At 66.5% G+C, this 14,615-nt stretch carries 11 protein-coding genes; 4 read left to right on the plus strand and 7 right to left on the minus strand.

Annotated elements, in window-relative coordinates:
* Positions 1-52: 52 nt before the first annotated feature.
* On the minus strand, positions 53-1,822 hold the full coding sequence (locus CTR55_RS08865) for an N-acetylglutaminylglutamine amidotransferase (protein WP_296285531.1): 1,770 nt from the start codon (positions 1,820-1,822) through the stop codon (positions 53-55).
* Positions 1,823-1,954: 132 nt separating this feature from the next.
* On the opposite strand from CTR55_RS08865, the gene CTR55_RS08870 reads away from it, so the two are divergent.
* Positions 1,955-2,434, plus strand: a complete 480-nt coding sequence (locus tag CTR55_RS08870) for a MarR family winged helix-turn-helix transcriptional regulator (protein ID WP_296285532.1) — start codon at positions 1,955-1,957, stop codon at positions 2,432-2,434.
* A 3-nt stretch (positions 2,435-2,437) separates the two neighbouring features.
* Here the strand turns inward: CTR55_RS08870 and CTR55_RS08875 are convergent, their stop codons facing one another.
* Both CTR55_RS08875 and mnmC read right to left on the minus strand, forming a co-directional pair.
* Positions 2,438-3,187: a sulfite exporter TauE/SafE family protein gene (locus CTR55_RS08875; protein ID WP_296285533.1), complete on the minus strand. Its 750-nt coding sequence runs from the start codon at positions 3,185-3,187 to the stop codon at positions 2,438-2,440.
* Positions 3,188-3,241: 54 nt separating this feature from the next.
* Complete coding sequence (gene mnmC / locus CTR55_RS08880) at positions 3,242-5,209, minus strand: bifunctional tRNA (5-methylaminomethyl-2-thiouridine)(34)-methyltransferase MnmD/FAD-dependent 5-carboxymethylaminomethyl-2-thiouridine(34) oxidoreductase MnmC (protein ID WP_296285534.1); 1,968 nt, start codon at positions 5,207-5,209, stop codon at positions 3,242-3,244.
* A 109-nt stretch (positions 5,210-5,318) separates the two neighbouring features.
* On the opposite strand from mnmC, the gene pap reads away from it, so the two are divergent.
* A complete protein-coding gene (gene pap / locus CTR55_RS08885; protein WP_296285535.1) occupies positions 5,319-6,824 on the plus strand; it encodes a polyphosphate:AMP phosphotransferase in 1,506 nt (501 codons plus the stop codon).
* A gap of 114 nt (positions 6,825-6,938) precedes the next feature.
* Here the strand turns inward: pap and lapD are convergent, their stop codons facing one another.
* The 4 genes from lapD to CTR55_RS08905 all read right to left on the minus strand — a co-directional run bounded on the left by lapD (position 6,939) and on the right by CTR55_RS08905 (position 10,760).
* Entirely contained in the window at positions 6,939-8,894 is a 1,956-nt protein-coding gene (lapD, locus tag CTR55_RS08890) for a cyclic di-GMP receptor LapD (RefSeq protein WP_296285536.1), read from the minus strand.
* Between the two features lie 12 nt (positions 8,895-8,906).
* On the minus strand, positions 8,907-9,608 hold the full coding sequence (gene lapG, locus CTR55_RS08895; protein WP_296285537.1) for a cysteine protease LapG: 702 nt from the start codon (positions 9,606-9,608) through the stop codon (positions 8,907-8,909).
* Positions 9,609-9,763: 155 nt separating this feature from the next.
* The gene (locus CTR55_RS08900) at positions 9,764-10,165 is read right to left on the minus strand and encodes a YbaN family protein (protein ID WP_296285538.1); all 402 of its coding nucleotides are present in this window, start codon (positions 10,163-10,165) and stop codon (positions 9,764-9,766) included.
* A 7-nt stretch (positions 10,166-10,172) separates the two neighbouring features.
* Positions 10,173-10,760: a YecA family protein gene (locus CTR55_RS08905; protein ID WP_296285539.1), complete on the minus strand. Its 588-nt coding sequence runs from the start codon at positions 10,758-10,760 to the stop codon at positions 10,173-10,175.
* A 196-nt stretch (positions 10,761-10,956) separates the two neighbouring features.
* Here CTR55_RS08905 and recQ point away from each other — a divergent pair, with 196 nt between their 5' ends.
* Both recQ and CTR55_RS08915 read left to right on the plus strand, forming a co-directional pair.
* The gene (recQ, locus tag CTR55_RS08910) at positions 10,957-13,101 is read left to right on the plus strand and encodes a DNA helicase RecQ (protein WP_296285540.1); all 2,145 of its coding nucleotides are present in this window, start codon (positions 10,957-10,959) and stop codon (positions 13,099-13,101) included.
* A gap of 223 nt (positions 13,102-13,324) precedes the next feature.
* Positions 13,325-14,491 (plus strand): GGDEF domain-containing protein, encoded by a 1,167-nt coding sequence (locus CTR55_RS08915; RefSeq protein ID WP_296285541.1) that lies wholly within the window; start codon positions 13,325-13,327, stop codon positions 14,489-14,491.
* The last annotated feature ends 124 nt before the right edge of the window (positions 14,492-14,615 follow it).

The raw sequence follows: 14,615 nt of genomic DNA on the forward strand, positions 1-14,615 counted from the left end.
CTGGGCTTTCGGGAAGGGTTGGCGCCGTTTCTGCAAACGGCACCAACCGGCTCTATAGGCCTTGTTCCGTCAGCCAGAGGTTGAGGGCCGCCAACTGCCACAACTTGGAACCACGCAGCGGGGTGAGGTCGCTCGCCGGGTCGCTGAGCAGACGGTCGAGCATTGCCGTCTCGAACAGCCCACGGTCCTGGCTCGGGTCCAGCAGCAGTTCGCTGACCCAGGTGCGGGTATTGCCTTGCAGGTGTTTCAGACCGGGCACCGGGAAGTAGCCTTTGGGCCGATCGATGACCTCGCTGGGGATAACCTTGCGCGCGGCGGCCTTGAGCACCTGCTTGCCGCCGTCGCCGAGCTTGAAGCGTGGCGGGATACGCGCCGACAGTTCCGCGACGCGGTAGTCGAGGAACGGCACGCGCGCCTCCAGGCCCCAGGCCATGGTCATGTTGTCCACGCGCTTGACCGGGTCGTCGACCAGCATGATGGTGCTGTCCAGCCGCAGCGCCTTGTCCACCGGGTCGTCCGCTCCGGGTTGGGCGAAGTGCTCGCGGACGAACTCGCTGGCCACGTCCTCCACCCGCAGGGCTTCGCGCATGGTGTCCAGGTACTCGCCGTGGCTGCGGTCGAAAAAGGCCGCCCGGTAGGCCTGCAGCGGGTCCTTGGCACCGGCCACCTTCGGGTACCAGTGGTAACCGGCAAACAGCTCGTCGGCGCCCTGGCCGCTCTGCACCACCTTGCAGTGCTTCGAGACTTCCCGCGAGAGCAGGTAGAAGGCGATGCAGTCGTGGCTGACCATCGGCTCGCTCATGGCGCGGAAGGCCGCTGGCAACTGCGAGATGACTTCGTTCTCGTCGATGCGCAGTTGGTGGTGGCGGGTGCCATAGCGTTGGGCGATCAGGTCGGAGTACTGGAACTCGTCGCCGCGCTCGCCGCCGGCATCCTCGAAGCCGATGGAAAAGGTCAGCAGGTCCTCGACGCCGGCTTCGTGCAGCAGGCCGACCAGCAGGCTGGAATCCACCCCGCCGGAGAGCAGCACACCGACTTCGCGGGCGGCACGCTGACGCACGCTCACGGCATCGCGCAGGCTGTTTAGCAGGCGGTCTTCCCAGTCGTCCAGGGTCAGTTCACGCTCGTCCGGCAACGGGCCATAGTCCAGCGTCCACCAGCGCTGGCGCTCGCTGTGGCCGTCGGCGTCGATGGTCATCCAGGTGGCCGGCGGCAGCTTCTGCACCTCGGCCAGCAGGGTGCGCGGCGCAGGCACCACGGCGTGGAAGTTCAGGTAGTGGTTGAGCGCCACCGGGTCCAGCGCCGGGTCGATGTCGCCACCCTTGAGCAGCGCCGGCAGGCTGGAGGCGAAGCGCAGGCGCTGGCCGGTCTGCGACAGGTACAGCGGCTTGATGCCGAGACGGTCGCGGGCGATGAACAGGCGCCGTTTGTCGCGTTCCCAGATGGCGAAGGCAAACATGCCATTGAGGCGCGGCAATAGTTGTTCACCCCAGGCGTGGTATCCCTTCAGGAGTACTTCGGTATCGCCTCCGGAAAAGAAGCGGTACCCCAGGGCTTCCAGCTCGCCGCGCAGCTCGGGGTAGTTGTAGATTGCCCCGTTGAACACCAGCGACAGGCCCAGCGCAGTGTCGATCATTGGCTGACCGGAGGCTTCGGCCAGGTCCATGATCTTCAGCCGCCGGTGCCCCAGGGCCACCGGCCCTTCGCTGTGGAAGCCCCAGGCATCGGGGCCCCGAGGGGCAAGGTGATGGGTGATTCGTTCGACTGCGGAGAGGTCCGCAGCCTGTTTATCGAAACGTAGTTCTCCTGCAATTCCGCACATTTCCTTACCGGTTCTCCGTTGGGGATCAAGTGGGTGGCGCCTCACGGACGCCTTAGGGGATGACCCGTCGATCTGGCGAGAGTTCTATCTGATTTCATTGAGAAAAAATGACGGAGCAGCAGGTGGACTGAAATGGCCGAGAGCAAGACTTCGATGCGCAACGCCCACGCACTCGCGATGTTGCAGGCCCTCAGGCGCCTGCAACAGGCGGCTGAGGTGCACTCCAAGAGCCTGGGTCGCGAAGGCGAACTGACGCCGCTGCAGCTGCTGATCCTGCAGGTCGTGGAGCTGGAGGGGGAGATAACCGCTGGTCAGTTGGCGCGCCAGGTGGCGTTGTCGCAGTCGTCGATCTCCAGTGCGTTGACCCGCCTGGAATGCAAGGGCCTGCTCAGCCGGCGGCGCGATGACGACGACCGGCGCAAGCAGTGGATGAGCCTGGAGTCCGACGGTCGCCAGGCCCTCAAGCACAGCCCCGCGCTGCTGCCCGAGCACGCGCTGGAACGTTTCGCCGGGCTGCCGGAGTGGGAGCAGCACGCGATCCTGGCTGGGCTGCTGCGCGCCGCCGAACTGTTCGAGACGCCCAGTGCCGGCGCCGAGGACGAAGAGTTCTAAGCGTCAGTTGATGAGCTTCTGTGCGGCCAGCGACAGGCTGACGGCCACCAGCATCAGCGCGAACAGGCGCTGCAGTGTCGCGCCACCCAGGCGCACTGCCAGGCGATTGCCGAACAGCACGCCGAGCGCGCCACCCGCCGCCAGGCAGGCCAGCAGGGGCAGTGGCGGCTGTGCATGGGTGAGATAGAGCAGGAAGCCGCCGCCGGAAACCAGGGCGATCACCGCCATGGAGGTTGCCGTCGCCGCCAGCATCGACAGCGGTGTGAACCACAGCAGCCCTGGCACGATAAGGAAGCCGCCGCCCACGCCCATCAGCCCCGACAGCACGCCGACCGCCAGCCCGACGCCCAGCAGCGGGCCGTTGCGCATCGGCTTGTCGCCGGTGATCGGCTGGCTGGAGCCTTGCCACATGCGCCAGGCCGACCACAGCACCAGCAGGCAGAAACCGACTATCAGCCACGCGTCCGGGATGAATTTCCCCAGCCACTGGCCAACGGCGTTGCCCGGCCAGCCGGTGATGACCAGCCAGAACAGCGGCTTCCACGCCACCTGACCCTGCCGCGCGCGCGGTATTGCGCCGATGGCCGCCGACAGCGCGACGGCACCGAGGCTGACGCCGATGGCGTCGTGCAGCGGCAGGTGCAGGCTGAGCAGCAGGGGCAGGGCCACCAGCGAGCCGCCGGCGCCGGTCAGGCCCAGTAGCAGGCCGAGGATCAGGCCGATGGCGGAAGATTCAAGCAGCAGTGCATCCATGTCGGTGGTCCGCTCTGGAGGCTGGCGCGGTTCTGTCGATGAACCGCGAAATGATCAGGAATTCTTCTGGCCGCGCACGACGTCGCGCAGGAAGAAACGGTTCGGGTGGCAGGCCTCGGCCACGGCGCGGGGCAAGGGTAGCGGTTCGTCGTCGATCCAGGCCGCCAGCAATTCACCGGCCAGTGGCGCGGTGACCAGCCCGCGTGAGCCGTGGGCGCTGTTCAGGTACAGGCCGTTGAGCCAGGGGCAGGGCGTCTCCGGTACCTGGCGCGCATCCTTGCCGAGCACCGCATAAGCCTGGGCGAAGGCTTCGCGATCCGCCAGCGGGCCCACCAGTGGCAGGTAGTCCTGGGTGGTGCAGCGGAAGGCGGCGCGGCCTTGCAGGGTCGCGGGGTCGAGCTGGGTGATGTGCATTCGCTCTGTCAGGTCTGTGGATATCTCTGCCAGCAGGTCGAGGTTGCCCAGATGTTCTTCCAATGATGGCTCGGTGTCGTCTCGCTTGAATTCGAAACTGGCGCCCAGGGTGTGCTCGCCGTGGCGCGGCGGGGCGACGTAGCCTTCGGCACACACCACGGTGCTCAGGGCGGAGCTCTCGGCGGTAGCCGGTACGCGGGTGATCTGCCCGCGGATGCGCTTCATCGGCAGTGTCTCGGCCCCGGCGAAGCGGCGCACTTCGGCGGCGGTGGCGAGGATGGCAACGGGCGCGTTGGCGAGCTTCTGCTCGCCGCTCCAGGCACTCCAGCCATCGGCTTCGCGTTGCAGGCGGACTTCCTCGCCGGTCAGCACGCGGATGTTCGGATGCTGCGCCAGGTGCCGGCACAGCGCGGGCGGATGTACCCAGCCGCCTTCGGGGTAGAACAGCCCGCCGGCGGGCAGGCCGATGCCGGCGATGGATTCCGCCTCGGCCTTGTCCAGCTGGCGCAACAGGGTCGGCGGGAAGGCTTCGGCCAGCTTGCTCTGGCGCTGGGTCTCGGCCTCATCGAAGCCCAGTTGCAGCACGCCGCAATCGGACCATTCCTCACCCTTCTGCAGGCGCTGGATCAGCCGCCGCGTGTGGCCGAAACCGCTGACGATCAGCCGCGATAACGCAGTGCCATGGGCGGACAGCTTGAGGTAGAGCACGCCCTGCGGATTGCCCGAGGCTTCCTCTGCCAGCCCTGCATGGCGCTCGATCAGCGTCACTTGCCAGCCGCGCATGGCTAGGCTGGCGGCGCTGGCGCAACCGGCCATGCCGCCGCCGATCACCAATGCTTCGCGCGCATGCTTCGCGCGGGTTGGGCGGGCATACCAGGGTTTGCCGGCCGGTTGCGCGGCACCGATGAACTCGCCCTGGGACATCTCCCATTTCTTGCCGAAGCCAGGTGTGCGGCGGATCTTGAAGCCGGCGGCGATCAGCCCACGGCGGACGAAGCCGGCGCTGGTGAAGGTAGCGAGGGTCGTGCCCGGCGCCGACAGGCGCGCGAGCTGCGCGTAGAGCGCGTCGTTCCACATCTGCGGGTTCTTCGCCGGGGAGAAACCGTCGAGGAACCAGGCGTCGATGCTCGCGTCCAGCTCCGGCAGGGTCTCCAGTACGTCACCCACCAACAGGGTCAGCACCACGCGGCCGCCGGCGAATACCAGGCGCTGGAAGCCGGGGTGGATCGCCACGTACTGCTCCAGCAACTGCCCCGACAGAGCCGCTAGCTCCGGCCAGAGGGCGAAGGCGCGGCGCAGGTCTTCCGGCGCCACTGGGTATTTCTCGGTGGTGACGAAGTGCAGCCGCGCATCCCGCGGCGCCAGCGCCTCGAACAGCTGCCAGGCGCAGAGAAAATTCAGCCCGGTGCCGAAGCCGGTTTCACCGATGCACAGGCGCCCGCCGGCAGGCAGCGCGTCAAAGCGTTCACGCAGGCGGTTGCCGTTGATGAATACGTGCTGCGTCTCCTCGATGCCGGAGACGGGGGAGAAATACACGTCGTCATAGACGCGGGAGGTGGGCTGGCCGTTCTCGTCCCAGTCGATCTGGGCGCTGCTGATATCTGGCATGAAGGAAGGCAATGCAGGGAAACGAAGGCGGCAGTTTAGCCGATCCGTTCCGAGGACAGGCTGCGTCAGTTCCGCTACCTTCTATTCACTTCGAAACAAGGAGAGCTGCATGTTCGAGTCCGCCGAGATCGGTCATTCCATCGACAAGGAAACCTACGAGAAGGAAGTCGCGGTGTTGCGCGAGGCCCTGCTCGAGGCGCAGTACGAGCTCAAGCAGCAGGCGCGCTTCCCGGTGATCATCCTGATCAACGGCATCGAGGGCGCCGGCAAGGGCGAGACGGTGAAGCTGTTGAACGAGTGGATGGATCCGCGCCTGATCCGCGTGGAAAGTTTCCTCCTGCCCACCGACGAGGAACTCTCGCGGCCGCCGCAGTGGCGCTTCTGGCGCCGCCTGCCGCCCAAGGGCCGCACCGGCATCTTCTTCGGCAACTGGTACAGCCAGATGCTCTACGCGCGGGTCACCGGCGAGATCAAGGACAGCCAGCTCGATGGCCTGATCAACGATGCCGAGCGCTTCGAGCGGATGTACTCCGACGAGGGCGCGCTGATCTTCAAGTTCTGGTTCCACCTCTCCAAGAAGCAGCTCAAGGAGCGCCTCAAGGCACTGGAAAATGACCCGACGCGCAGCTGGCAGCTGAGCGAGATCGACTGGAAGCAGAACGAGGTCTACGACAAGTTCGTGCGCTACGGCGAGCGCGTGCTGCGCCGCACCAGCCGCGACTACGCGCCCTGGTATGTGGTGGAGGGCTCCGATGAGCGCTACCGCAGCCTGACGGTCGGCCGCACCATTCTCGAAAGCCTGCAGGCCGCGCTCAAGCGCAAGGACCGCCCGACCCCGCAGCCCCATGCGGCGCCACTGGTGTCCAGCCTGGATAACAAGGGGCTGCTCGACGCGCTGGACCTGAGCCTGTCGCTGGACAAGGACCAGTACAAGGAACAACTGGCCAAGGAGCAGGCGCGTCTGGCCACGCTGATGCGTGACAAGCGCTTCCGCAGCCACTCGCTGATTGCCGTGTTCGAAGGCAACGATGCTGCTGGCAAGGGCGGCGCCATCCGCCGCGTCACCGACGCGCTGGACCCGCGCCAGTACCGTATCGTGCCGATTGCCGCGCCGACCGAGGAGGAGCGCGCGCAGCCCTACCTGTGGCGCTTCTGGCGGCACATCCCGGCGCGCCGGCAGTTCACCATCTTCGACCGCTCCTGGTATGGCCGCGTGTTGGTGGAGCGGGTCGAGGGCTTCGCCTCTGACGCTGATTGGCTACGTGCCTACGCAGAGATCAACGACTTCGAGGAGCAACTGACGAACTACGGCATCGTGCTGGTGAAGTTCTGGCTGTCCATCGACCAGGACACCCAGCTGGAGCGCTTCAAGGAGCGCGAGTCGATCCCCTTCAAGCGCTTCAAGATCACCGAGGAGGACTGGCGCAACCGCGACAAGTGGGACCTCTACGTGGACGCGGTGGGCGACATGGTCGACCGCACCAGCACCGAGATCGCGCCCTGGACGCTGGTGGAGGCCAATGACAAGCGCTATGCGCGGGTGAAGGTGCTGAAGACCATCAACGATGCGCTGGAGGCGGCTTACGCCAGTGCGAAGAAGGGCAAGAAGGACTGAGACGTCTGGCTCTTTGTAGGAGCGAGCTTGCTCGCGAACCGCATGGCACCGCATTCCCCTGTAGGAAGGGGCGGGCCTGGCCCATGCCCGCGATCCGTCGGCTGGGTCGACGGTCTACCCGCCGTTCCTCTGCGAAGGCTTCGGCGCCCCGACCAGACGCCCCATCGCGCCGGCGATGCCCATCTCGCGCAGCACCTGCAACTCGCCTTCGGTCTCAACCATCTCCGCGATCAGCGGCAGGTCGATGCTGTTGGAGGCGCGGTACATGGCTTCGATGAACAGGCGCTTGTCGTTGTCCTGATCGATGGAGCGGATATAGCTGCCGTCGATCTTCAGGTACGCAAGGCCAAGGCGGGTCAGGTTGCCGATCAGGCTGAAGCGCCCGCCGAAGTGCTGCAGCCCCAGCCTGGCGCCGACGTCCTGGACCGACTGGGCAAGTTTCTCCAGCTCGGCTGGCGGCGGCAGGTAGCGCTCGTCCACTTCCAGGATCATCAGCTGCGCTTCCCGCGGGTGGGCGCGGAGGATCTCGAACAGTTGGCGCAAGGGTTCGGCGCTGCGCACGGTTTCCGCCGACAGCGACAGGGCCAGCGGCGCCGGTTGCTGGGCCAGGTGGGCGAGGGCGTGTTCGAGCATCGCCAGGTCGAAGCGCGCGGACCAGCCGAAGCGCTCGATCCATGGCAGGAACTGCCCGGCCGCGACGGCTTCGCCCTTGGGGTCGAGCAGCCGCGCGAGAACCTTCTGGTGCAGTAACTCGCCATTCTCGGCGCAGGCACGCACAGGCTGGAACCACAGCTGCAGCTTGCCCTTCTGCAGGGCATCGTCGAGCCATTCACGCCAGGTGCGGGAGTCCTGCGCGGGTTGGCCGCCGGAGCTGTCCAGGCGCTGCCAGGGGCGATCCGGCGATCCCTGCGCCTGGGCCAGCGCCTGGTCGGCACGGGACAGCACGCTGGCCGCGGCTTCGCCGGGGCGGAAGGCGCTCAGCCCCAGGTGCGCGACGGGTGTGCAGTCACTGGCCCCGGTGTTGCGCAGGTTCTCCAGGGCGGCGCTGAGTTGATCGGCCAATTGCTCGGCGCTGGCGCTGTCCAGGCCAGGCGCGAGCAGGGTGAACTCGCCGCCCCGGCTGCGCGCGGCCAGCCAGTCCGGGGTGCCGTGCTGCTCACGCTCACGCTCCAGCAGCTCGGCCACGTCGCGGATCAGCGCGTCGGTACGTTGCCCGCCCAGGCGCTGGTTGAGCCCGGCCAGGTCGTTCAGCCGCAGCAGCAACAGGTAGCCGGCGGCGTTCTGTTCGCTGGGTGACAGCTGGGCATCCAGTCGCGCGTCGAACAGGCGACGGTTGGCCAGGCCCGAGAGACTGTCCTGGTAGGCCTCTTCGCGCAGCTTTTCGCTGCGGGTGGCTTCCTCGGCGAACAGTGCCTTGAGCTTGTCGACCATCTGGTTCATTGCCTGCACCACACGCTTGAGTTCCGGGGTGCGCGGCTCCCTGGGCAGGGTGAGAAATTCGCGGCGGGTGATGGCGTGGGCCTGCTGCACCATCTGGTCCAGCGGCTTGAGCTGGGTACGCAGCAGCCAGCCGCCGAGGATCGCGCTGACCAGCCCGCAGGCCAGCAACCAGGCAAGGCTGCCCAGCGCGCCGTCCCACAGCTTGGCCAGGGCGAATTGCGGATGGCTGACGACCTCGACCCGCGCGGCCTGTTCCCAGCCGCGCATGATCAGCGCGTCGCCGCCCTGGGCCTTGAGGTTGACCAGCTTGGCGAACCAGCTCGGCACCTGCTGGTTCTGCGTGTCGCTGTCGCGCTCGACGATGACCTTGCCCTCGGGAATGCTCACCACGCGGATGGTGGCGAAGTAGCCGGAGTCGAAGATCGAGCTGACCATCAGTTCGATCATCGCCGGGTCATCCACGTGCGGGGTGAGCGACAGCCCCAGCGCGGTGGCGGCGTCCTGGGCGTGGGAGCGCAACTGGCTGATCATCTGCTCGCGGGAGCTTTCCAGGCTGGCGGCGAAGCTGCCGGCGAAGGCCACCACCAGGAACAGGCAGATCGCCAGGAACAGTTGCTTGAGCAATGACATGCCGGGGTTCTCCTATCGCGTCTCGTCGAGGTCCAGGCCCTCGGCGCGCATCTTGGTCAACAGGTCCTGCCAGCGCGACAGCTTCTTGCTGTCGCCGGTGCGCTTGCCGCCGTTGGCGCCAGGCAACCACAGCCCCTCGGCGTTGAAGGCGTAGACGGGCAGGAGGTCCTTGCGCTGGGAAGCGGGCTTGATCTGCGGGATCAGGTTATCCAGTACCAACGGTTCGGCAGCGGGGGAGGCGTAGTAGGTGAGCACCATGTGCGCCTGGTTCTGCTGCAGCGCCTTGACGTAGGTGATGCGCAGCTTGTCGCTGGCGACGCCGAGGCGGCGCAGGGTGACGAACTTGGCGATGGAGTAGTCCTCGCAGTCGCCAGCACCCTTGTAGAGGGATTCGATGGGCGTCGCCCAGTAGTCGTCCTGGCGCCAGACGGTGCGGTCGTCGGTGAACACCAGGGCGCCGTTGAAGAAGGCGTTGACCGCTTTGAGTTTGGCTGGCTCGTCGAGGTTTTCGCTGTCAGCGATCAGTCGGCCCCAGGATTCGATGCGGGTCTTGGCGGTACCGAGGTTGCCGTAGCGCTGCTCGGCGTTCTTCAGGATGGTGTCGAAATTCCAGGCAGCGCCGGCGGTCAGCGCGAGGAGCGCGAGCAGCAGCACGCCGGCCCGCAGACGCAGCGGGTTGGCGAACAGCCAGAGGGCTCCTCGGGGTGGCTGCATCGCCAGCGCTCCATGTGGGATGTGTGGAGTCTAGGCGGTCTTCGAGAAGTTGCGCTGGCGTATCGCCATTGGGTGAAAAGCCACGTCGTACGGGGCTTGGTGGGGTTCAGAGGAGGGGCGCGCAGGGTGGGGCGGTGTTCGCGTCGGCGGCGGGATCAATCCAACCGCCGCGTCTTCACCCGAATCAGGTAAATGCTCACCAGCGTTGCACTGGTCAGCATGAACGCCCAGGCCCAGGGACGCTGCACCAGGAAGCCGGAAACCAGGATGCTGCACCACATCAGGCCGATGGCGTAGACCTTGCCCTTGAGCGGGATACCTTCGCCGTCGAGGTAGTCGCGAATCCAGGGGCCGAGTCGCGGGTGGTTCACCAGCCAGTCGTAGAAGCGCTGCGAGCTGCGCATGAAGCAGGCAGCGGCGAGCAGGAGGAAGGGCGTGGTGGGCAGGACCGGCAGGAAGATGCCGATCACGCCCAATACCACGCTGAGCCAGCCGACGCCGAGTAGCAGGTAGCGAACCCAGGCGTGGCGGCTCTGGCGGATTTCCCGCGAAGACATCGAGCTTTTAGTGGGTGCGTGGCTTCAGGAGCGCCGGCTTCTCTTCCGGGGCCTGGCACAGCAGGAACAGGTTGGTCAGCAGCTCGGGGATCTGCGCGACCATGTCGTCGACCAGCCCGCGGTCGCTGGCGATCTCGTCAAACTCCGGCTGTTCGTCGAACAGGCCGGAACCGACCATGATCGGCAGCAGCAGTTCGCTGACTTCTTCTTCGGCCTGCTCGAACCAGATCGCCTCACGCAGGAACACGCCTTCCATGAAGCCGATGCACCAGCCGCGGATGTCGGAGTCGTCCGGCTCGGCGCCCAGGTAGGGTTCGCAGGGCAGCTCCAGCTCCTCGTCACCGGCCATCTGGCGGATGATGTGCGCCTTGAGCTGGACCAGGGTGGATTCGATCTCGCTGCGCTCTTCCTCGCTGCGGTAGTGCGGCGGCTCGGCGAACAGGGCGTCGATCCACTCGCGCTCCGGCACTTCCTCCGGGCAGATCGCCAGGGCGGTCAGGTAGCCGTGTGCCGCCACGTAGTCCAAGGCTTCCTCGTGCAGGTCATCGGCATCGAGAAAGGCTTGCAGGCGGGACAATTGGTCGGCGAAGGACATCGGGTACTACCTCGGAGGTGATCGGTCCCGAATTGTAGTCTTTCCGCCGGCCTGCGGCAAAAGCCAAATACCCGTGCGGCCCGCGCCGACGCGGGGTCTGGACGCATGTGGCGGATTTTTCCGCAGTTTCCCGGACAAGGTGCCGGTCGCGGGCGGATCGCTTGCGTATAATGCGCGGCTTCATTCGGAGTCCCCCATGCTTGATCAGGCCCTGCGCATCCTCAAAGACGTTTTCGGTTACGACGCCTTCCGCGGCAATCAGGCGCGGATCATCGAGCGCGTGGCCAACGGCGGCGATGCCCTGGTGCTGATGCCCACCGGCGGTGGCAAGTCGCTGTGCTTCCAGGTCCCGGCGCTGCTGCGGAGCGGCCTGACCGTGGTGGTTTCGCCGCTGATTGCGCTGATGGAAGACCAGGTCGCCACGCTGGACGAGCTGGGCGTGCCGGTCGCGGCGCTGAACTCCTCGCTGAGCCCCGAGGCCCAGCGCGAGATCGCCGACCGCCTGCAGCGCGGTGAGATCAAGCTGCTCTACCTCGCCCCGGAACGCCTGGTTCAACCGCGCATGCTGGCCTTCCTGCAGCGCCTGGAGATCGGCCTGTTCGCCATCGACGAAGCGCACTGCGTGTCGCAATGGGGCCACGACTTCCGTCCCGAATACCTGCAACTGGGCCAGCTCGCCGAGCTGTTCCCGCATGTGCCGCGCATCGCCCTGACCGCCACGGCGGACATGCGTACCCGCGAGGAAATGATCCAGCGCCTGCACTTGCAGGACGCCGAGCAGTTCCTCTCCAGCTTCGACCGGCCGAACATCTTCTACCGCATCGTGCCCAAGGAGCAGCCGCGCAAGCAGTTGCTCGGTTTCCTCGCCGAGCGTCGTGGCGACGCGGGCATCGTCTACTGCATGTCGCGCAAGAAGGTCGAGGAGGTCGCCGAGTTCCTCTCCAGCCAAGGCTTCCCGGCGCTGCCGTACCACGCCGGGCTGGCCAACGAGCTGCGTGCCTATCACCAGAAGCGCTTCCTCAACGAGGAAGGGCTGATCATGGTCGCGACCGTCGCTTTCGGCATGGGTATCGACAAGCCCAACGTACGCTTCGTCGCGCACCTGGACCTGCCCAAGAGCCTGGAGGCGTACTACCAGGAAACCGGCCGCGCCGGCCGTGACGGCCTGCCCGCCGATGCCTGGATGGCCTACGGCCTGCAGGACGTGTTGCTGCTGCGGCAGATGATGCAGAACTCCGAAGGCGACGAGCGCCACAAGCGCGTCGAACGGCACAAGCTCGAAGCCATGCTGGCGCTGTGCGAGGAAACCCGCTGCCGTCGCCAGGCCCTGCTGGCCTACTTCGACGAGGTAATGCCCAACCCCTGCGGGCACTGCGACATCTGCGTCGACGGCGTGGAAACCTGGGACGCCACCGAACCTGCGCGCCAGGCCCTGTCGGCCATCTACCGCAGCGGCCAGCGCTACGGCGTCGGCCACCTGGTGGACGTGCTGCTGGGCAAGGATAACGAGAAGGTGCGCAGTGCCGGCCACCAGCACCTGGCGGTGTTCGGAATCGGCAAGTCCCGTGCTGAGGACGAATGGCGCACGCTGTTCCGCCAACTGGTCGCCCGTGGCTTTGCTGATGTCGACGTCGACGGCTTCAACGGCCTGCGCCTGACCGATGCCTGCCGTCCGCTGCTGCGCGGCGAGGAGACGCTGGCCCTGCGCCGCGATCCCAAACCGCAGCGCAGCAAGTCTTCTTCCTCCGGCGGCGCCAGCCCGGCCAGCCAACTGGTGCGCCAGGAAGAGCGCGAGATGTGGGAGGCCCTGCGTACCTTGCGCCGCAAGCTGGCCGAGGAGCACTCGGTGCCGCCCTACGTCATCTTCCCCGACGCGACCCTGCTGGAAATGCTGCGTAGCCAGCCCACTACGCTGTCCGCCATGGCCCAGGTCAGCGGCGTTGGCGCGCGCAAGCTGGAGCGCTACGGCCAGGCCTTCCTCGATGTGCTCACCGAATCGGACAAGGCGCCGGACACTCCGGCACCGGTTGCCGACCTGCGCCATGAACTGGTGACCCTGGCCCGCGCCGGCATGACGCCGGCGCAGATCGCCCGCCAGCTCGATTGCAGCGAGAAGAACGTCTACAGCCTGTTGGCCGAAGCCATCGGCCGCCAACAATTGGGCCTGGAGCAGGCACTGGACCTGCCCGAGGAACTGCTGGGCGAGATCCAGGACGCCTTCCTCGACGAGGACGGCGAGCTTCCTCCAGTGACGGCGATCGCCGAGCTGTTCGAGGGCCGCGTGCCGCTGGGTGTCCTGCACTGCGTGCGTGCTGCCTTGCAGGCCGAGCTGGAAGTCTGAGCGGTAGGTACCGGCGTAGGAGCGGACTTCGTCCGCGATCGATTCACCGTTCGCTCCGGACAGCCAAGGAGCTGGGCTTGCCCATCTCGGACGGCGACCGCTCCTACGGCAAGGGTAGAGTTCGTCGCACCAGGGGTCGTCAGTTTCGTGACGGGGCAAAACGACAAACTTGTGACGCACGTCCCGAACGGCTATGGTGGCACTTAGACCTCCACGAGAAGAGGTGAGTGTGTCACAACAACAAAGCTGGCTGGACGACGTCCGCTCCAATGCCTATGCCGAACAGCTCTCCCAGGGCTTTCGTCGCCTGCGCTTCGAGCCCGACCTCGAAACCCAATATCGCCACTACCTGCTGGAAGACAGCTTCGATCTCAAGCGCACCGCGCTGACCATCGGCGTGCTGATCTGGCTGGCGCTGGCGGCTATCGATTTCTTCCTCATCGGTGCTCCGGAGCATTGGCAGATGCTCGCGGTGCGTATCGGCGTGCTGGTGTTGCTGACTGTCTGCGGCGGGCTGATCCTGCAGCGTCGGCATATCCACCTGCTGGTGCCGTTGAGCCTGGCGTGCATCCTCAGCGTCGGCATCGGTGCGGCGGCGGTCGCCGGCATCGCCCACACCGTGGACCAGAGCTATCCCTACGAAGGCCTGCTGCTGGTCAGCATGGCCGCCTACTTCCTGATCGGGCTGCGTTTCACTGAGGCGGTTGGCTGCGCTTCGGTGATCCTGCTGGCCTACGTGGGCTTCGAGCTCTATGCGGGGTTGCCGTTGCCCAAGCTGGTCAGCAATGTGGTGTTCCTGCTGTTCGGCAACCTGGTCGGTGCGGTGGGCTGCTACCTGCTCGATTACAAATCCCGCCAGCACTTCCTGATCAGCCGCCTGCTGAAGGTCATGGCCGAACACGACGCGCTGACCGGCCTGCACAACCGCCGCAGCTTCAATCGCCAGCTAGAGCGCCTGTGGCGCCAGGCGCAGCGCGAGAGTGTCGGGTTGGCGCTGCTGCTCTGCGATGTCGATCACTTCAAGGCCTACAACGACCGCTACGGCCACCAGGCCGGCGATGGCGTGCTGCAGCGCATCGGCGAGGTGCTGATGTTCAGCGCACGGCGCCCGCTGGACATGGCGGTGCGCCTGGGTGGCGAGGAGTTCGCCGTGCTGCTCTATGGTGCCAGCGAGCGTGAAGCCAAGGAGCGCGCGGAGGTGCTGCGCGAATCGGTGCAGGCCCTGGGCATCGCCCACGAGGGCTCGCTGACGGCGGATGAAGTGACGCTGTCCATCGGCGTCTCATGTCTGTGGCCGGAAACCGGGCACCCGCTGCGCAGCATCTACGAGCATGCCGACCGGGCGCTGTACGAGGCCAAGGCGTTCGGGCGCAACCAGGTGGTCGCCTGAGCGAAACGCTCCTGCAGAGAGTCCGGTGTCTTGCGACGTGGCCCATTCCGTCCCCCGCACTGGCGCCGTGGGTGACTGCGGCGCGCGCAGGCCCGGTGCTAGCATGCGCCGGTCCCCGTCACCG

Origin of the sequence: Pseudomonas sp., assembly GCF_002796985.1 — a bacterium.
Classification (GTDB): domain Bacteria; phylum Pseudomonadota; class Gammaproteobacteria; order Pseudomonadales; family Pseudomonadaceae; genus Pseudomonas.

Coding starts and splice junctions, on each gene's coding strand:
- lapD (WP_296285536.1), bottom strand. CDS start 8,894: ATGTCATTGCTCAAGCAACTGTTCCTGGCGATCTGCCTGTTCCTGGTG.
- CTR55_RS08865 (WP_296285531.1), bottom strand. CDS start 1,822: ATGTGCGGAATTGCAGGAGAACTACGTTTCGATAAACAGGCTGCGGAC.
- CTR55_RS08875 (WP_296285533.1), bottom strand. CDS start 3,187: ATGGATGCACTGCTGCTTGAATCTTCCGCCATCGGCCTGATCCTCGGC.
- CTR55_RS08905 (WP_296285539.1), bottom strand. CDS start 10,760: ATGTCCTTCGCCGACCAATTGTCCCGCCTGCAAGCCTTTCTCGATGCC.
- recQ (WP_296285540.1), top strand. CDS start 10,957: ATGCTTGATCAGGCCCTGCGCATCCTCAAAGACGTTTTCGGTTACGAC.
- CTR55_RS08900 (WP_296285538.1), bottom strand. CDS start 10,165: ATGTCTTCGCGGGAAATCCGCCAGAGCCGCCACGCCTGGGTTCGCTAC.
- pap (WP_296285535.1), top strand. CDS start 5,319: ATGTTCGAGTCCGCCGAGATCGGTCATTCCATCGACAAGGAAACCTAC.
- mnmC (WP_296285534.1), bottom strand. CDS start 5,209: ATGCCAGATATCAGCAGCGCCCAGATCGACTGGGACGAGAACGGCCAG.
- lapG (WP_296285537.1), bottom strand. CDS start 9,608: ATGCAGCCACCCCGAGGAGCCCTCTGGCTGTTCGCCAACCCGCTGCGT.
- CTR55_RS08870 (WP_296285532.1), top strand. CDS start 1,955: ATGGCCGAGAGCAAGACTTCGATGCGCAACGCCCACGCACTCGCGATG.